Source organism: Streptomyces sp. NBC_00370 (assembly GCF_036084755.1).
Taxonomy (GTDB): Bacteria; Actinomycetota; Actinomycetes; order Streptomycetales; family Streptomycetaceae; genus Streptomyces.
Genome location: NZ_CP107968.1, coordinates 7,197,956 through 7,215,871 on the forward strand (window position 1 = coordinate 7,197,956; position 17,916 = coordinate 7,215,871).

18 protein-coding genes are annotated in these 17,916 nt (G+C 72.4%); 12 read left to right on the forward strand and 6 right to left on the reverse strand.

Features of this window, described 5'->3' with window-relative positions:
* Positions 1-122: 122 nt before the first annotated feature.
* A complete protein-coding gene (locus tag OHS57_RS31990) occupies positions 123-452 on the forward strand; it encodes a hypothetical protein (protein WP_041993189.1) in 330 nt (109 codons plus the stop codon).
* A gap of 129 nt (positions 453-581) precedes the next feature.
* Entirely contained in the window at positions 582-1,610 is a 1,029-nt protein-coding gene (locus OHS57_RS31995) for a DUF6745 domain-containing protein (RefSeq protein WP_443043110.1), read from the forward strand.
* Positions 1,611-1,662: 52 nt separating this feature from the next.
* Here OHS57_RS31995 and OHS57_RS32000 read toward each other — a convergent pair whose 3' ends face one another.
* Positions 1,663-2,541 (reverse strand): carbohydrate kinase family protein, encoded by an 879-nt coding sequence (locus OHS57_RS32000; protein WP_328585215.1) that lies wholly within the window; start codon positions 2,539-2,541, stop codon positions 1,663-1,665.
* 188 nt (positions 2,542-2,729) lie between these two features.
* A complete protein-coding gene (locus OHS57_RS32005; RefSeq protein WP_443043001.1) occupies positions 2,730-3,956 on the reverse strand; it encodes a Glu/Leu/Phe/Val dehydrogenase dimerization domain-containing protein in 1,227 nt (408 codons plus the stop codon).
* Between the two features lie 184 nt (positions 3,957-4,140).
* Between OHS57_RS32005 and OHS57_RS32010 the strand changes: the two genes are divergently transcribed.
* Both OHS57_RS32010 and OHS57_RS32015 read left to right on the forward strand, forming a co-directional pair.
* Positions 4,141-5,358: an MBL fold metallo-hydrolase gene (locus OHS57_RS32010; protein ID WP_328584158.1), complete on the forward strand. Its 1,218-nt coding sequence runs from the start codon at positions 4,141-4,143 to the stop codon at positions 5,356-5,358.
* 263 nt (positions 5,359-5,621) lie between these two features.
* Complete coding sequence (locus OHS57_RS32015) at positions 5,622-7,124, forward strand: FAD-dependent oxidoreductase (protein WP_328584159.1); 1,503 nt, start codon at positions 5,622-5,624, stop codon at positions 7,122-7,124.
* Between the two features lie 106 nt (positions 7,125-7,230).
* Here OHS57_RS32015 and OHS57_RS32020 read toward each other — a convergent pair whose 3' ends face one another.
* Both OHS57_RS32020 and OHS57_RS32025 read right to left on the reverse strand, forming a co-directional pair.
* Positions 7,231-8,034 (reverse strand): SDR family NAD(P)-dependent oxidoreductase, encoded by an 804-nt coding sequence (locus OHS57_RS32020; protein WP_041993204.1) that lies wholly within the window; start codon positions 8,032-8,034, stop codon positions 7,231-7,233.
* A gap of 128 nt (positions 8,035-8,162) precedes the next feature.
* On the reverse strand, positions 8,163-9,266 hold the full coding sequence (locus tag OHS57_RS32025) for an FAD-dependent oxidoreductase (RefSeq protein ID WP_328584160.1): 1,104 nt from the start codon (positions 9,264-9,266) through the stop codon (positions 8,163-8,165).
* A 158-nt stretch (positions 9,267-9,424) separates the two neighbouring features.
* Here OHS57_RS32025 and OHS57_RS32030 point away from each other — a divergent pair, with 158 nt between their 5' ends.
* The 8 genes from OHS57_RS32030 (at position 9,425) to OHS57_RS32065 (ending at position 16,343) form a co-directional block, all read left to right on the forward strand.
* The gene (locus OHS57_RS32030; RefSeq protein WP_328584161.1) at positions 9,425-10,351 is read left to right on the forward strand and encodes an NADP-dependent oxidoreductase; all 927 of its coding nucleotides are present in this window, start codon (positions 9,425-9,427) and stop codon (positions 10,349-10,351) included.
* 372 nt (positions 10,352-10,723) lie between these two features.
* Entirely contained in the window at positions 10,724-11,236 is a 513-nt protein-coding gene (locus OHS57_RS32035; protein WP_328584162.1) for a TetR/AcrR family transcriptional regulator C-terminal domain-containing protein, read from the forward strand.
* Between the two features lie 162 nt (positions 11,237-11,398).
* Complete coding sequence (locus OHS57_RS32040; RefSeq protein ID WP_328584163.1) at positions 11,399-13,294, forward strand: sensor histidine kinase; 1,896 nt, start codon at positions 11,399-11,401, stop codon at positions 13,292-13,294.
* Positions 13,295-13,301: 7 nt separating this feature from the next.
* Positions 13,302-13,739 carry a roadblock/LC7 domain-containing protein gene (locus OHS57_RS32045; RefSeq protein ID WP_041993219.1) on the forward strand — a complete coding sequence of 146 codons (438 nt, stop codon included), beginning with the start codon at positions 13,302-13,304 and terminating at the stop codon, positions 13,737-13,739.
* Positions 13,740-13,741: 2 nt separating this feature from the next.
* A complete protein-coding gene (locus OHS57_RS32050; protein ID WP_041993222.1) occupies positions 13,742-14,113 on the forward strand; it encodes a DUF742 domain-containing protein in 372 nt (123 codons plus the stop codon).
* Positions 14,091-14,780 carry a GTP-binding protein gene (locus OHS57_RS32055; RefSeq protein ID WP_328584164.1) on the forward strand — a complete coding sequence of 230 codons (690 nt, stop codon included), beginning with the start codon at positions 14,091-14,093 and terminating at the stop codon, positions 14,778-14,780. The genes OHS57_RS32050 and OHS57_RS32055 overlap by 23 nt, the downstream gene beginning before the upstream one ends.
* Positions 14,777-15,313 carry a GAF domain-containing protein gene (locus tag OHS57_RS32060; protein WP_041993226.1) on the forward strand — a complete coding sequence of 179 codons (537 nt, stop codon included), beginning with the start codon at positions 14,777-14,779 and terminating at the stop codon, positions 15,311-15,313. Before OHS57_RS32055 ends, OHS57_RS32060 begins: the two co-directional genes overlap by 4 nt.
* Positions 15,314-15,377: 64 nt before the next feature.
* Positions 15,378-16,343, forward strand: coding sequence for an alpha/beta hydrolase (locus OHS57_RS32065; protein ID WP_328584165.1), 966 nt, complete (start codon positions 15,378-15,380; stop codon positions 16,341-16,343).
* A gap of 53 nt (positions 16,344-16,396) precedes the next feature.
* On the opposite strand, the gene OHS57_RS32070 is transcribed toward OHS57_RS32065, so the two are convergent.
* On the reverse strand, positions 16,397-17,254 hold the full coding sequence (locus tag OHS57_RS32070; protein ID WP_107070131.1) for an aldo/keto reductase: 858 nt from the start codon (positions 17,252-17,254) through the stop codon (positions 16,397-16,399).
* Positions 17,251-17,763 carry a mycothiol transferase gene (locus OHS57_RS32075; RefSeq protein WP_328584166.1) on the reverse strand — a complete coding sequence of 171 codons (513 nt, stop codon included), beginning with the start codon at positions 17,761-17,763 and terminating at the stop codon, positions 17,251-17,253. The genes OHS57_RS32070 and OHS57_RS32075 overlap by 4 nt, the downstream gene beginning before the upstream one ends.
* Between the last annotated feature and the right edge of the window lie 153 nt (positions 17,764-17,916).

The window sequence follows — 17,916 nt, forward strand, 5'->3', positions numbered from 1 at the left end:
CCACTGACAACGCCCCTCGGCGGGGGGCCGGTCGTGCGCGGCCGGGGCCGATTGTCAGACCCGGCCTCTAGCGTCGGAGACAGGTTCGGCGCACTCGGCGCCGGCCGGTCGAGGGGAGAGCCATGTTCCGGCAGGGAGACGTGCTGATCATGCCCGTCGCCGAGAGTGCGGTGCCGCCGCATCTCGTGACGGCCGACGGCGGCCCGAGGGACGCCCGGGGGCGGCTGGTCCTGGCGCTCGGCGAGGTCACGGGCCATGCCCACGCGGTCACCGGACCCGGCAGGCTGATCCGGGTGCCGGGGGACGAGTCGGGGCCGATGTACCTCCATCTCCCGGACGGCGGACGGGTGGTGCACGAGGAGCACGCGGCGATACCGCTGCCCAAGGGCTGGTTCCGGGTGGTGCGCCAGCGGGAGTACCTGCCGGGGGCCGTGCGTGTCGTCGCCGACTGAGCCCGGTGAGGGGCGCGGCGACGGGGGCGGAGGCAGGACGGACATGACAGCGGAGGGGCTTCGGACATGAGCGGCGTGTACATCGGCATGGGCACGGACATCGGTACGGACGACGGCACGGGTGCGGGCATGGGCCTGGGTGTGGAGGAGCTGGACAAGTGGCGGGTCGTCGCCGCGGCGACGGGTCCGGCGGACCGGGCGGCGGCCGAGCGCGGGGTGCGGCTCGCCTACCGCAGCGCCGGGCTGGCCGAGCCGGCCACGATCCGGTGGGCCGGATCACCGCTGGCCGGCGCCGAGACCGCGCGGGCCCTGGCGGGCGCGGGGGCGGGGCGTTCCGTGCGCGACGAGGTGCGCACCCGCCCCTGGGCGGAGGAGCGGCGCAGGGTGCACGACGCGCTGGGCCCGGCGGGCTGGGCCGCCCACTGGAGCGCGACCGGCGCCCGGCTCTGGGACACCACGCGGCTGCTCGCCGACCGGATACGCACCGGCGTCGTCGACTCCCTCACCGCGGGCGGCGAGGACCTGGCCGAGGCGGCGCGGGTGCGCTCCGTCCTGCTGGACGCGGTGCTCGGCCAGCAGGACGCCGCCTGGCTCGCCGCCTTCGACGGCCGCAGTACCAGGCTCGAAGGTCTGGCCGCCGTCGCCGAGCACGCGGGCTGGTGGTGGCCCTACGAGAACGTCGCGGTGATCTGCGAGCGGCCCGTCGCGCTGTACCGCGACGAGGCAGGCCGGCTCGACCACGCGGAAGGGCCCGCGCTCGCCTACCCGGACGGCTTCGCGCTGTACGCGTGGCGCGGCATGCCCGTACCCGCCACGTTCCTGGACGAGCTGCCCTCGCTGACGCCCGAGCGGATACGGGGCGAGGAGAACGCGGAGCTGCGCCGCGTCATGCTGGAGCACTACGGCTACGACCGCTTCCTCGCCGAGTCCGGCGCCCGGCCCGTGCACCGGGACGAGACCGGGGTGCTGTGGCGGACGGAGCTGCCGGGCGACGAGGCCGTCGTGATGGTCGAGGTGGTCAACGCGACCCCCGAGCCTGACGGCGAACACCGCACGTACTGGCTGCGGGTGCCGCCCGCGACACGCACCGCGAAGGAGGGAGTGGCCTGGACCTTCGGGCTCGACGCCGACACGTACGAGCCGGTGCGGCAGACCTGAGGCGCCCGCCCCGCGGCCGGACAGGGGGAGGCCGGTGGCCCGGGCCGTCCTCTCAGACCGTACGGGCGAGCAGCGCGTCCCTGTCGATCAGGGAAGCGGGTCCCTCGCCCGTGCAGGCGTAGGCACCGGCGACGGCGCCGAGGTGTGCGCACTCCTCCAGATCGCGGCCGGTCAGCCGGCCGTACAGGAAACCGCAGACGTACGCGTCGCCCGCGCCGTTGGAGTCCACCACAGGACCTGGCGGCGGTGTCGCCGGGATCGGGCGCGGTGAGCGGCTGCCCTGACGGGACATCAGGTACGAGCCGCCGGCGCCGGCGGTGGCGATCACCGTCTCGGCCCGTCCCTCGCGCAGGATCTCCTTCATCAGCTGGGCGATCCGCCCGCCGGACCCGGACGCGCTGAGGAACACCAGATCGGCGCGGAGCGCGAACTCCCTGTGATGGTCGTCCAGGCCGTCCCAGTCGTGCAGATCGGTCGAGACCGGAACACCGAGTTCTTCGATGTCGTCGAAGAGATGGCGCGCGAAGTTGGTGACGGACAGATGCACATGGCGGGCCCGCCGCAGATGCGGCAGATAGAACTCACGCGGCATCCGCAGCTCCGCCGGGTCGCGGGCGTCGAAGAAGGACATCCGGCGGCCGGTCTTCTCCACGAAGTTGACGGCCCTTCGGGTGCCGGCCGGGGATATCAGCGTCTCGAAGTCGACATCGCCCTCGGTGAGCCGCTCCCGCACCTGCTCACCGGTCCTGTCCTCGCCGATGAAGTCGAGGAACTTGACATCGAGCCCGAGCCGCCGGCAACCCAGGGCCACATTGCCGCCGGAGTGGCCCGGCCATTCGATGATCGGCCCCACCCCGACCGAGTCGGCGAGCGGCACGGGCAGCGAGTCGACCCGGACCACGGTGTCGACCCCGCTGCCCCCGACGACCAGCACATCAAGTCCGGGCCGAGCCGCCTGTTCGGTCCCGTCGGTCCCGTCGGTCCCGTCGGTCTGGCGCTGCGCCACAGTCTCCCCTTGAGTTGTGAACGTTGAGGTGGGTCGTCATGCGTCGGCACGCGCCGGTGTCGAACACCGGTGCTGATGTGTTGCCGTCACCCTACTCACCCGCACCGCCCGCCTCAGCCGTACCAGCCGTACCGCTGCGCGATGACGGGCAGCCGGTCCGCGACGACCGCGTGCGCCGCCGCGCGCGGAGTGGTCCCCTCGGCCTCGGCCCGCTCCAGCACCAGGGTGACCAGCGCGCGCATCGACCGCCGGATGTGGGCGAACGCCTCGTCGGCGGTCGGACCGATGTCGCCGAACAGCGTCCACCACCACCAGGCGTTGGTGGCCGAGTTCACCACGACGTCGGGCAGCACCGTGATCCCGCGCGACGCCAGCAGCTCCTCGGCCTCGGGCAGCACCGGCATGTTAGCCGCCTCGACGATCCAACGCGCCCCGATCCGGGCCTGGTTGACGGAATCGACGGCATACGAGACGGCGGCGGGCACCAGCACGTCGGCCGGCTCCGACAGCCACCCGTCCGCCGGCAGCTCCCGGTCGTCCGGCCGCAGCGCGGACCGGTCCACCGTGCCGTACCCGTCACGGGCGGCCAGCAGCGCCTCGACGTCAAGACCGTCCGGGTGGGCGATCGTGCCCTTCACATCGGCCACGGCGACGATCCGCAGCCCGGCTTCGGCCAGGAACCGCGCGGTCGCCCCGCCCATGGTCCCGAAGCCCTGCACGGCGACCCTGATCCCGTCGTGGCCGACCTCCGCCCTGTCCAGCGCCGTGAGCACCGACTCGGCGACGCCGCAGCCGCCCACCAGCGCGTCGAGACCGATCCCCGCCACCTCGACGGCGAAGGCGTCGGCGAGCCGCCGCCTGGCCGCCGTCTCGTCGTCGAGCAGCGGATGGACGGCCTGGACGGTCGAGACCAGACCGGCCTCGGCGGCGGCCCGGTCCACGGTCTCCTGGCTCAGCCCCAGATCCTCCCCGGTGGTCCAGAAGCACTCGACGTACGGCCGGGTGGCACGCAGGAACCTGACAAGCAGGTCGTACGCCCCAGGGTCCCGCGGGTCGCAGTCGACACCGCCCTTGGCGCCGCCGAGCGGCACGTAGCGGGCCGTGGCAGCGTCCGCGTCGAAGTGCAGGGCCTCCTTCATGGTCATGCCGCGGGCGAGACCGGCCACCTCGGACAGCGTGCAGCCCTCGCGCATCCGCAGTCCGCCGCTGGCCACGCCGCGTACCAGCCGGTCCACCACCAGATATCCCTTGCGCCCGGTGACGTGGTCCGTCCAGGTGAGCGAGATCAGCGGGGCGTCGCCGGGCGGGGTGGGCGTCATCGGGTGGGTCTCCTCGGTCATGTCGACTTCTTGCGGGGGTGACGCGGAATTCTCGCTGATCCCCGGCATGCCGGGGAATCCTGGGGGCACCCCGCCCGTTGTTGTGGCGTATTCCCCGAGTCCGTGTATTCCTCATGCACTCGCCCCGCACCGAACGACGTCCCCCGTCATAATGGGGGGCGACACCGAAGCTCCAGGAGGTGCTGTGACAGGCGCTGGTTCTCCCGTATCGCTGCGTTCACGACTGCGCTCGCTGCGGTCCGAGCCCTTCGGGGCCGACTCGGCGGGGAAGAGGCTGGAGCGCATCCAGAACTCGCCGAACTTCGCCGACGGCGTCTTCCAGAACCCGGTGGGAGCCAGGACCCGGCCGTCCGGCGCTTCCGGCGTCGGGCTGGCGAAGGTCTACTTCGAGAAGGAGCAGCGGGTGCTGCGGGCGCCGGCCGGCACCATTCCCGTCCACCCCACCACGCTCGCCGACATCGCCAGGCCGCCCGCTTCCGGGCTGCGGCTCACCTGGATGGGTCATTCCAGCGTGCTGGCCGAGATCGACGGCAGCCGGGTGCTCTTCGACCCGGTGTGGGGCGAGCGCTGTTCGCCGTTCTCCTTCGTCGGCCCCAAGCGACTGCATCCCGCGCCCGTGCCGATCGCCTCGCTCGGCTCCGTGGACGTGGTCGTGATCTCGCACGACCACTACGACCACCTCGACCTGCCCACCATCAAGGCGCTCGCCACGACGGACACCGTCTTCGCCGTGCCGCTCGGCGTCGGCGCCCATCTGGAGCGCTGGGGGGTGCCCGCCTCGCGCCTGCGCGAGCTGGACTGGAACGAGTCGACGGAGGTCGCGGGGCTCCGGCTCACCGCTACCCCCGCCCGGCACTTCTGCGGCCGCGGCCTGCGCAACAAGCAGCACACGCTCTGGGCGTCCTGGGCCGTCCAGGGGCCCGAGCACCGGATCTACCACAGCGGGGACACCGGCTACTTCCCCGGCTTCCAGGACATCGGCGCCGAGCACGGCCCGTTCGACGCGACCATGATCCAGATCGGTGCCTACAGCGACGCCTGGCCCGACATCCACATGACACCGGCCGAGGGGATGCAGGCACATCTCGACCTCCAGGGCGGCACGCCCTCCGGTGTGATGATGCCGATCCACTGGGGCACGTTCAATCTCGCTCCGCACCCGTGGGCCGAGCCCGGTGAGGGTACGGTCACGGCCGGCGCCGAGGCCGGCGCACCACTGGCGCTGCCGCGGCCCGGGGAGCCCTTCGAGCCGACGGGTGACGACGTGCCGGACGAGCCGTGGTGGCGGGCCGTCGCCGTCGTGCCGTCCGGCGGCTGGCCCGAGGCGCCCGCCGCCGCTTCGAAGCCCGCCACGGTCACCGCGGGCGCGACGGACCCGGCGGGCTCGCCCGCCAAGAGCTGAGCCGAGCCGAGCCGAGCTGACATACCCGGAGGGAACTGACCGGTCGCGGGAACCGACCGGTCAGTTCCCTCCGGACGTATGCCTCGACGCGGCGACCCGGGCCACCCGCCCCATGGGGTCGAAACGCTGTCGCAGCACCGCCTTCACACGCGGGGTGCAGGCTGGACGCAGCCGGCCCCGGCTTCCCGGCACCCCCAGCGTCTTCCGCCCTGCCGGCGGTTCGGGCCGGATCCCGAATCCGACGTGTAGGAAGCGAGTTGCGGATGTCCCACACGGATCAGTTCCCTGCCGGCGGCGGCCCCGAGCGGGCCCCCGGCTCCCACGCCGTCGTCGTGGCCGGCGCGGGCCCCACCGGGCTGCTGCTCGCCGGGGACCTCGCGGCGGCCGGCGTGGACGTCGTGGTGGTCGAGAAACGCCCGGAGGGCATCAGCAATCTGACCCGCGCCTTCGGTGTGCACGCCAGGACCCTCGAACTCCTCGACGCCCGCGGCCTCGCCGACGAACTCGTCACCACCGGCCAAGTCATCGGTGAGCTAAGGCTGTTCGGAGCGATTCCCTTCAACATCGGCGCGCTGCAGTCCCGTTACCCCTTCCTGCTGGTCACACCGCAGTACGAGGTCGAGAAGCTGCTGCTGCGCCGGGCCCTGAAGAACGGCGCGGTCATCCGCTACGGGACCGAGGTCACCGGACTCGACCAGGACGACGACGGTGTCACCGTGGCGGTGCGCACCGAGGAGGGCGACACGACCCTGCGGGCCGGCTATCTCGTCGGCGCCGACGGAGGGCGCAGCGTGGTGCGCGAGGCCCTTGGACTGCCCTTCCCGGGCAAGGTGGTGATCCGGTCGGTGGCGCTTGCCGACGTCAAGTTCACCGAGCAGCCCAGCCTGGTGGTGCGGGTGCACGGCACCGGCGACGCCTTCGGCTTCATCGCCCCCTTCGGCGACGGCTACTGGCGGGTCGGCGGCTGGGACCGCGCCCACCGTGGCGAACCCGACGACTCGCCGGTCGAGTTCGAGGAGTTACGCGCCATCATCGAGCGGGCCTTCGGCTCCGACTTCGGTATGCACGAACCGCGTTGGCTCTCCCGCTTCCACAGCGACGAACGTCAGGTGCCCGCATACCGGGTCGGCCGCGTGCTGTTGGCGGGCGACTCCGCGCACCAGCACTCACCGGCCGGCGGCCAGGGGATGAACACCGGACTCCAGGACGCCGTCAACCTCGGCTGGAAGCTGGCTGCCGTGCTCGACGGCGCCGCCCCCGACGCCCTGTTGGACACCTACCACAGCGAGCGGCACCCGGTCGGCAAGGCGGTGCTGCGCAGCAGCGGCCTCAACCTGCGGCTCGCCATGGCGCACAACCCGCTGGAGATCGCGCTGCGCACGGTGCGGAAGCTGGTGGTCACGCACGTACGGCCGGTCACACGGCAGGCCGTGGGGGAGATCACCGGCATCGGCTACTCGTATCCCGCGGCGCGCGGCGCACACAAGCTGGTGGGCAAGCGGGCCCCGGACCTGACGCTGGACCGCGGGCGGCTCTACGAGGTGCTGCGGGAGGGCCGGTTCGTCCTGGTCCTGCCGCGGGAGGCGGCCGAGCCCCCCGGGCTGGACTCTCCCGGCCGGCAGAAGCGACTGGTCGTCACCCACCGCGCGGACGGTGACAGCGGGGCGCCCGAAGCGGTGCTGGTGCGGCCCGACGGCTACTACGCGTGGGCCGGGGCGGCGGACGGGTCGGCGTTGGAAGCCGGCATCACCCCCTGGGTGGGCTGACCGTCCCGTCCCTTCCGGCGTGTCGGCCGGACCGGCCGGACCGAACGGCCCCGGAGCAGTCACAACGGACTGTTCCGGGGCCGCCCGGACGGTGCGGTCGGTGCCGTCAGCGCGGTGGCAGCGGTGAGAGCGTGGGGAGGTGGGCGAGGAAACCACCGTCCACGGACAGGACTTGGCCGGTGATGAAGGAGGCGGCGGGAGAGGCGAGGAACGCCACCAACTGGGCCACGTCGTCCGGTGTGCCCAGCCTCGGTATCAGGTTCGCGCTCTGGAACATCTGCTGCACCGGTACGGGCATGTCCGCCTCCAGCGCGGGAGTACGGACCAGACCCGGCGCGACGGCGTTGCAGCGGACGCCGTCCGCTCCGTACGCGGCGGCCACGAAGCGGGTCAGTGCGACAAGACCGCCCTTGGAGCTGCCGTAGGCGACCATCACCCGGTCCCCGGACAGTCCCTGACCACTGGTGATGTTGATGATCGACCCGCCGCCGCGCTCGATCATCACCGGCACGGTGTGTTTGCACAGCAGCATGGGCCCGCGCAGATTGACGGCGAGCACCTGGTCCCACAGTTCCACGGACATCGTCACCACGTCGCGGTCCTGCCGGATCGCCGAGGTCAGCGCCGCGTTGTTGTCCAGCACGTCGATGCCGCCGAAGGTGTCGACGGCGAAGTCGACCAGGCGTTTGACGCTGTCCTCCGACGCGATGTCGACGCTGTGGCCGACCACCGACAGGCCCTTGGCCGCCAGTTCGGCCGCGGCGGCCTGGGCGGGCCCCTCGGCGACGTCCGCGAGCACGACGTCCGCCCCCGCGGTCGCCAGTGCTTCCACGGTGGCGACGCCGATCCCTCCCGCGCCGCCGGTGACCACGGCCACCTTGCCGGCGAGGGACTGCGTTCCGTTACTCATCGGTCAACGACCTCTCGTTCGGGACGGGGAGCTGCCCCCGATCCTGACGGACGTGCGTGAAGACGGTGCTGCGGAATCGTGTCGTGATCGGCCGAACTCGACGGTTTGTGAAACTGATTGATGACCCGTCAGCCCTTGTCGGCCGAGGCGCTGAACAGATCGGCGAACCGGCCGAGCAGCAGATCGTCACCCTTGTAGCGGGCCGTCTCGGCGGCGCCCAGCACGATCGGGCCTTCGGGGCCGGGCACCTGCGAGGCGCCGCCGGTCGAGCCCAGCGGCACCAGGACCGCGTCCTCGCCCGGCCGGTACGTGTGTTCCGCGGGCCGGCCTGCGGCCAGCGACCGGATGTTGGCGGCCACCACCGCGGCGTGCTCGGAGGCGGCCTTGGACCGCTTCGGCTCGGGCACGGCCGTGACGTCACCGACGGCGAAGACGTTGGAGGCGCCCGCCACCCGCAGGAACTCGTCGACCTCCACATGCCCGTCCGGCCGCCGGGCCGCGGCGAGTTCGCCGTGCAGCATGTCGCTGACCGGCACCACGCCGTAGCAGCGGAACCACAGATCCGCTTCGATCCGTACGCCCGCCTCCGTGGTGACCGAGAACGGCTCGCGCACGCCCGGCGGCACCGAAGGGGGCTCCGTCAGTGCGCTGCCCAGCTCCAGCCGCACGCCCCGCGCGGTCAGTTGCTCGCGCAGCGCGTCGCGCAGCCCGGGCAGATAACGGCCGCCGAGTACGTCGTCGGCGGGGTCGACCACCACGACCTCCGTCTGCGGCCACTGCTCGGTGATCTCGCCGGCCAGCTCAAGGCCGACCGGGCCGGCGCCCAGCAGCAACACCCTTGACGCTGAGGCGAGTTCGGCCCGGGTGTCGGCATGCCGGGTCTGCGAGTCCGCGCTGTTCTCGGTGTCCGGCTTGGCCGGGTAGGGGTAGGAGGAGCCGGTGGCGAGGACCACGTAGTCCGCCGCCACGCCGGTGCCGTCCGCCGTGGTGACACCGCCCGCGTCCACGGCCACCGCGTGGTCGCGCAGATGGCGGCCACGGGTGAACAGGCCGTCGTAGCCGAAGTAGATCCGCTCCGCCCACTCCGCGTCGACCAGCCCGCGCAGGGCCGCGACCGTGTGGACGAAGGCGTCCCTGGGGTCGATCAGTACGACGTCGAAGTCCGGATCGAGCTGACGGGCCAGCGCGGCCCCTCCGTATCCGCCGCCGACGATCGCGACCGTGCTGCCCATAAGTTGCGCTCCTTGTGCTGTACCGCCTGGAGCCCACTGGAGGGAACGGGGCTCCGCCGACTTTCGCGGAGCCTAACGGGCCGCTCAGGTAAAATGCAATCTGCATGGCAATTTAGCCGCGAGCCGCCGGCTACAAGCCAGAAGTGACGAGGTGTCGCATGCCCAAGGCGTATGTCTACGACCGTTTCGGTGGCCCCGAGGTGGAGCACTTCACCGATCTCCCGCAACCGGTCCCCGGACCTGGCCAGTTGCTGATAGCCGTGCGCGCCGCCGGCGTCAACCCGGTGGACTGGAAGCGCCGTTCGGGCCGCAGACCGGCCGGGGCGCCCGTGGTGGAGCTGCCCGCCGTGATGGGCGGCGAGGCGGCGGGCGAGGTGGTCGCGCTCGGTCCCGGCACAACCGGCTTCGCGGTGGGGGACGCGGTCCTCGGCGGCCCGCTGACCGGCGGGTACGCGCAGTACACACTGCTGCCTGCGGCGGCGACGGTGCGCAAGCCCCCGGAGGTCTCCTGGACCGACGCGGCCGCGCTGCCGATCGCCGCCGCCACCGGTTACGGCGCCGTGCGCCAACTCGGCCTGCCGGAGGGGGCGACGCTGCTGGTGACCGGTGCCGGGGGAGGGGTCGGGGTGGCGGCGGCCCAGGTGGCGGTGGGTCTCGGGCTGACCGTGGTGGGTGCGGCGGCCCCGGCCAAGCGGGAGTTCACCGAATCGCTCGGCGTCCGGTTCGTCGCGTCGGGCCCCGGCCTCACCGCGCGGGTGCGGGCAGCGGCGCCCGACGGCGTGGACGGCGTCCTCGACCTGGTCGGGGGCGAAGTGCTGCGCGAGGTGGCCGAGATGCTGAAGGACCGTACGAAACTGGTGAGCGGCGCCGACCGGGAGGCGGTCGCCGCGCTGGGCGGCGCACCGGTCGGGCCGGTGCGGGACCCCGCGATCCTGGGCGCCGTCGTGGAACTGGTCCGTACCGGCGCCCTGGATCCGAGGGTGACCCGGGTGGTCCCGTTCGAGCAGGCCGCGCAGGCGGTCCGGGCCGTGGAGGGCGGACACAGCCAGGGCAAGACCGTCCTGGAGATGCCGCCCCTGGACTGACCGGCGGGCCGCGCTCCCGCGCGAAGGGCCGTACCGCGCCGGGCGAGGCGCCGTACCGCGTCGGGCAGGCGGGCCGTACAGCGTCGGGCAGGCGGTCGTACTGCGCCGAGTATTGCCGTACGCCCGGAAAGTGAAGTACAACGTGCACGGTAAATTGGCCTGCGCGCCACCTGAACCTGGAGGCTTCCCCTGAACACCACATCGACGGCCCCCGCCGAGCCCGACGCGGACACGGCGTCGGGCGCCACCGGCGCGGGCCGCCGCGGCGGCAGGGCCGGGAAGCGCCGGGCCATCACCCAGGGTGCGCGCACGGTCTTCGGCCGGGAGGGGTACAGCCGCACCAGCATCGAGGCCATCGCCGCCGAGGCCGGGGTGTCCACGCGGACCATCTACAACCACTTCGACGGCAAGGAGAAGCTGTTCTCCGACGTGCTGCACGACAGCGCGACCCAGGTCGCCGACGCCTTCATCGCGACCGTCCACAAGCAGATGACCGGCACCGACCCGCGGGCCGACCTGCTCGCCCTCGGCCGCGCCTTCGTCGGCCAGCGCACCCAGTTCCCCGAGCACTTCGCGATGGTGGGCCAGATCAAGGCCGAGGTGCGGCACTTCCCCGCGGCCGTGATCGACACCTGGCAGCAGGCGGGACCGGCGCGGGTGCAGCAGGAGGTCGCCGGGCAGTTGGGACGGCTCGCGGAGGCCGGGCTGCTGCGTATCGCCGACCCGGCGCGCGCCACCTCGCACTTCATCGCCCTCGTGACGTCGGAGATCACCATCCGCCCGTACGGAAGCCCCTCGCTGGGCCCTGACCGGATACGCGACTGCGTCACCAGGGCCGTCGACGCCTTCCTGTACGGATACGGGGCGGCGGGCCGCTCGAACTGATCGAAGAGTCCCGCTACGGGGTATTGAGGGTATTTCGTTCGCGCGTACGAACCCTCATACCAGAGCGGGACGCCGTATGGGCGAGTTTGTCAACTGCACTCCGCTCGTGACCGCTTGGCGACTACTGTGTGTTGCTGGTGATCAACGGAGGGCTCCACACTGATGTCTCACCTTCGCGCACCCGTCGCGCGGCCCGAGCGCCGCGAGGGCGGGCGGCACGGCAGGCAGGCCGGCCGGCCGGCCTCGCCCACGGCCCGGCCGACCGGGCCGTCGTCACCGGACACCCGGATACGTCCCCAACTCCTGCGCACCGCCGTGCTGCCCGCCATAGTCGCCGCGCTGAGCGGCGCGACCGGTGTGGCGCTCACGCTCCGCTCGTCGGCAGCCGAACCCACCACAGCCGTCTGGGCCGGCCTCGTCGGCACGGCGCTGCTCGCCTTCGCCGCCGTCGCGGCCGCCGCCCTCGGCGCCGAGCGCACCGCCAAGTCCTTCATCGGACGCTGTGAGGCGCTGCGCCGCTCCGGCGTGCGCGGCCAGGCCGAACTGCGCGCCCTCGTCGAGCAGCTCAGACGCGGCGAACCGGTGCCCGCCCGGCGTACGCCTCCGGCGCCAGGACCCGCCGGCCGCACCGCCGCCCGTACCGCCGGCTACGGCGAGGACGAATTCGACCTGCTGGCCAAGGAGCTGGAGCGCTCGCAGCAGACCGCGCTCGCCGCCGTCGTACAGGCGTCCCGGCTGTCCAGCAGCGCGGGCAACGAGCAGAAGGTCGAGGTCTTCGTCAATCTGGCCCGGCGCCTTCAGTCGCTGGTCCACCGGGAGATCCAGCTGCTGGACGACCTGGAGAACGAGGTAGAGGACCCCGAACTGCTGAAGGGCCTCTTCCACGTCGACCATCTGGCCACCCGAATCCGCAGGCACGCCGAGAACCTGGCGGTGCTCGGCGGCGCCGTGTCCCGCAGGCAGTGGAGCAAGCCGGTCACCATGACCGAGATCCTGCGCTCCGCCATCGCCGAGGTCGAGCAGTACCCGCGGATCAAGCTCGTGCCACCGATCGACGGCACCCTGCGCGGCCACGCCGTCGCCGACGTCATCCACCTGCTGGCCGAACTGGTCGAGAACGCCTCGGTGTTCTCGTCCCCCCACACCCAAGTGCTGCTGCGGGCGCAGCAGGTGACGGCCGGTCTCGCCATCGAGGTGGAGGACCGCGGCCTCGGTATGCCGGCCGACGAGCAGAAGCGGATGAACGGTCTGCTCGCCGACCCGGACCAGGTCAATGTCGCCCAGCTCCTCCAGGACGGCAGGATCGGGCTGTTCGTGGTGTCGGCGCTGGCCCGCCGACACGGCATCGCCGTCCGGCTGCAGTCCAACATCTACGGCGGCATCCAGGCCGTCCTCGTACTGCCGCAGGCCCTGCTCGGCTCGGAGGAGTCCGAATGCGCCGGTCCAGGCCTCGACGCCGCTGCGCCGCCCGCGCCGGCATCCGCACCCGTACGCCCGCCAGCGCCCGCCGCCGTACGCGCGCCGGTGCCTGCCCGCGTACCGGTACCCGTGGTCCCCGTACAGGTGGCGGGTCTGCCGGTGCGCGGCGCGCGCGCCGAGCGGCCCACGCCCGCGGCGGCGCGGCCGGGCGTCACCCACGGCTCCCGGCAGCCCGTCCCCGACGTGCGCGCCGCGACGGTCGCGGCAGCGCCGCCCGTACCGAGCGACCCGCCGCCCGCTGGGGACGGGACGATCCGCGGCACGATGAGTCGGCCGACCCGGCCCCAACTGCCCAAACGCCGGGGCCAGGGGCATCTGGTGCCGCAGCTGCGCGACGCCCCGGCCGCGGGTCCCGACGACGAACCCGTCCTGCACGACCCGGGTCTGATGGCCGCCTTCCGCCGTGGCATCGGCCTCGCCGAGGCCCAGCCCGAGGCGCGGGTCGAGATCCGGCCCGAGTTGTCCGAGCCGTCCGAGCCGCCCGAGCCGTGGACCGGAGAGCGACTCGCCGCGCGGCCCGCCGACCCGGACCCGCGGCCCGCCCCCACCGCCCCCCACGACACCACCCCCAAGGAGTAGATGCACCATGGCGAGCGATGTACCGACCGGACATGTCACCGATCTCGACTGGCTGCTGAGCGGCCTGGTCCAGCGTGTCCCGTACACCCGCAGCGCTGTGCTGCTCTCCTCCGACGGCCTCGTGAGGTCGGCCCACGGCCTCGACTCCGACAGCGCCGACCACATGGCGGCCCTCGCCTCAGGTCTTTACTCCCTGGGACGCAGCGCCGGCATCCGCTTCGGCGACAGCGGCGAGGTCCGGCAGGTCGTGGTCGAGCTGGATTCCACCCTGCTGTTCGTCTCCACGGCCGGCTCCGGGACCTGTCTGGCCGTACTGGCGGGCCGCGAGGCGGACGCCGCGGTGCTCGGCTACGAGATGGCGATGCTGGTCAAGAGCGTACGGCCGTACCTGGCCACCCCTGTCAGGCAGGCGGCGGGCCCGGCGCAGAGCTTCACGGGGCGCTGAAGGTGCCGGTCCCGACGGACGGGCCGTGGCTCGACGAAGCCGCCGGCCGGCTCATCCGTCCGTACACGGCCAGCGGCGGCCGTACGCGGCCGGCCGTCGCCTTCGACCTGCTGACGCAGGTGATGTCCACGGGAAGCGTCCCGCAGGCACATCTCGACCCGGAGCACGCCGAGGCCCTGGGGCTCTGCCAGGGACCGACCTCGGTCGCCGAGATCTCGGCGTACCTGCGGCTCCCCGCGACCGTGACCAAGGTGCTGCTCTCCGATCTGGTGGGCTGCGGAGCGATCACCGCACGGCCGCCCGACACCTTCGACAACCCCACCGACCAAGCCCTGCTGGAGGCGGTGCTCGATGGTCTACGACGACAGCTCTAGCTCCGAACCATCCCCGACGGCGTTCCCCACGGCGCTGAAGATCCTGGTCGCCGGCGGCTTCGGGGTCGGCAAGACGACCTTCGTCGGCGCGGTCAGCGAGATCGCCCCGCTGAGCACGGAGGAGCTGCTGACCCAGGTCGGGGCCGAGACGGACGATCTGACGGGCGTCGAGTCCAAGACCTCCACCACGGTCGCCATGGACTTCGGCCGGATAACTCTCGACGAGCGGCACGTGCTCTACCTCTTCGGCACCCCCGGCCAGGAGCGCTTCTGGTTCATGTGGGACGAGCTGTCCCGAGGCGCGCTCGGCGCGATCGTGCTCGCCGACACCCGGCGGCTCGAATACTCCTTCTCCGCCGTGGACTTCTTCGAGCAGCGCGGCATCGGGTTCGTCGTCGCCGTCAACGAGTTCGACGGTTCGTTCCGCTACGAACCCGACGAGGTGCGGGCGGCGATAGATCTCAAACCCGAGGTGCCGATCGTGCTCTGCGACGCCCGGATCGCCAGCTCCGGCATCAGAACGCTGGTCACGCTCGTACAGCACCTGCTCACCACGACGACGGGAGCCGCCCCGATGCCCGGGCCCCCGGCGCCTGTGCCCCCGGCCACGGCGGCCACGGCGGCCGGCCTCACGGCCGCCGAGCCGAGCGACGGAGCGTCCGCATGAGGCGCGGGTACGACCCGCTCAGCCGGTTACTGCTCACCCCCGTCGACCAGGAGGCGCCGGACCGGGTGCGGCGTCTGCGCACCCTCGGGCTCGGGCAGCGGCCCGAGCCGGCGTTCGACGCGTACGCCAGACAGCTGGCCGAGCAGACGGCGGCGCCGTACGCGATGGTCAACTTCATCGACGAGGAGCGACAGTTCTTCGCCGGGCTGCACACCCCGCCCGGCGCGCCCGCCGACCGCTATCTCGCCCGCGACCACGGCTTCTGCCCGCATGTGGTGGTACGGCGCAAGGCCCTGGTCCTGGAGGACGTGGCCGACTTCCCCCGCTTCGCCGGGAACCCCCTGGTGGAGGAGAGCGGCATCCGCTCGTACCTCGGGGCGCCGCTCGTCGACCGTACGGGGCTGGCGCTCGGCACGGTCTGCGTGTCCGACACCGAGCCGAGGCGCTGGGGCCGGCCGGGGCTGGACCTGGTCAAGTCCGTCGCCGCCGAACTCGTCCGGCAGATCCACCACCGGGAGGACGGCGGTATCTGAGGCATCCGGAGCAACCCGGGCACCGGACGGCATGAGACGGACGGGTACGGGGAAGACGCCGCCGATGACGGCATACCAACCGGGGCTGCTCACGGCCCACGACGGCATCCAGATCGCCACGTACACCTGGCTCCCCGACAACGGCAGGCCGCGTGCCCTCGTACAGATCGCCCACGGCGCCGCCGAGCACGCCCTGCGCTACGACCGGTTCGCCCGGCATCTGCTGGAGCACGGGTACGGGGTGGTCGCCACGGACCATCGCGGGCACGGCGCCACGGCCACCTCAACCGGCGGTCTCGGCGTCACCGAACCCGACACCGGCGACAGTGACGACAGCGCGGACGACGACCCCCCGAGCAGCTGGCGGGCCATCGTCAGGGACCTCAAGACGGCAGGGGACCAGGCCCGCACCCTGTACCCGGGCGTGCCGGTGGTGCTCCTCGGCCACAGCATGGGCTCGATGCTCGCCCGGGACTACGCGCAGGAGTACGCGGACGATCTGACCGCCCTCGTGCTCACCGGCGCCTTCCGTACCCTGCCGGGCGCGGAGATCGACACCTCGCTCGCCGGTCTGGAGCAGGAGATCGCCGAGCACGGCAGGGCGGCGCACTCCCCGTACATCCCCGGCCTCTTCGCCTCGTTCAACGATCCGTTCCCGCACCGCACCGGCTTCGAGTGGCTCTCCCGCGACGAGGCGGAGGTCGACGCCTATGTGGCGGACGAGCGGTGCGGCTTCCCCTTCAGCGCGGGTCTTGCCCTGGACTGGCTGCACGCCGTCCGCAAGATCAACGACCCCCGCTCCGTCGCCCGGATCCCGGCCGACCTGCCGGTGCATGTCGCTGCGGGCGAGGAGGACCCCTGCAACCAGCGGATGACGCTGATCTACGAACTGCTGGAGGACTTCCGCTACGCGGGTGTCGAGGACCTCAGCTGGAAGGGCTACCCGGGCGCCCGCCACGAGATCCTGAACGAGACCAACCGCGACGAGGTGCACCGGGACCTGACCGACTGGCTCGACGCGCACGTCTGACGCGTCTGAGCCGGCCGGTCAGGTGTGGGGGCGCGATCGGGCGCGCGGTGCGGTCAGGCGGCGTCCAGCGTCGCCAGCTCGGCCGGGGTGAGTACGAGCCCGACGGCGGCGACCGAGTCGCGTACGGTCTCGGGCCGGCTGAATCCGGGGATCGGGACGACGACCGGCGACTTCGCCAGCAGCCAGGCCAGACAGACGCGCTGCGGGCTCACCCCGTGGGCCTCGGCGACCTTCGCGAACGGCGCGAACCGGGAGCCGAGGTCACCGGCCTGTTTGATGCCGCCGAACGGGCTCCACGGCAGGAAGGCGATGCCCAGCTCGGTGCAGAGCTTCAGCTCGGCCTCGCTGGAGCGGAAGGCGGGCGAGTACTGGTTCTGCACGGAGGCGAGCCGCCCGCCGAGCACCTTGTTCGCCGCCCGTATCTGCTCCGGATTCGCGTTGGAGATGCCCGCCTGCCGGATCTTGCCCGCGTCGAGCAGGTCGCGCAGCGCGCCGACCGACTCCTCGTACGGCACCTTGGGGTCGGGGCGGTGCAGCTGGTAGAGCCCGATCGCGTCGACCCCCAGCCGGCCGAGCGAGGACTCACAGGCCGCCTTGATGTGGGCGGGGGAGCCGTCCACGTCCCAGGAACCGTCGCCCGGCCTGGTCATCCCGCCCTTGGTGGCTATGAGGACGTCGGTACCGCGGTCGTGCGAGGCGAGGGCCTTGGCCAGCAGCGCCTCGTTGTGCCCCACCTCGTGGGCGTGCAGGTGGTACGCGTCCGCGGTGTCGATGAGGGTGATCCCGGAGTCCAGCGCCTCGTGCACGGCGGCGATGGAGCGGGCCTCGTCGGGCCGCCCCTCGATCGACATCGGCATACCGCCGAGCCCGATCGCGCTCACCTTCACTGAGCCGATACGGCGCTTCTTCACTGCCGCCCCCGCACACCGAGGATGAAGGCCGCCTGGCCGGCGTGCTGGAGATCGTCGGAGATGACGGAGATGATCCTGACCCCGAGGGTGACCGCCGGGGTCCACGAGTCGTCGACGACCCGCTCGAAGTCCTTGTCCTTCAGCGTGGCCACGTACTCGACGGTCCGGTCATGGACGGCGTCGTGATACCCGGCGAGCAGCTCACCGGACACGCCCCCGAGCGCGGCCACGTCCCGCGTGGAGTGCCCGTAGCCGGTAGCGCCGGCCGGGAACGGCAGACCGAACCGCTCCGACCAGTCCTGTGACGTCCAGAGCTGATCGCTCCCCGCGAGGCCGGCGATGTGGTCGTCCTGGATCCGGGTGAGATGCCAGACGAGCCAGGCGACCGAATTGGCCCCGTCGTCCAGCCGGGCGGCGAGGTCATCGGGAGCCGTTCCGTCGACCACGTTGTGCACGAGCTCACGGATACGGCCGAAGGCGTCGATGAGCAGGTCACCGCTTGCGGTCATGACTGGGTCCCTTCCTGATGCTGATCGGTACGTCCTGTCCAGGTTCCCTCTTGTCGGCACGGGACGCCCCCGGAATGCCGTTAGTGAGCACCCGGCCGAGTGCGGTATTGTTCTGATGCACGTCGAGCCGGGGGAAACCCCAGGTCACACGGG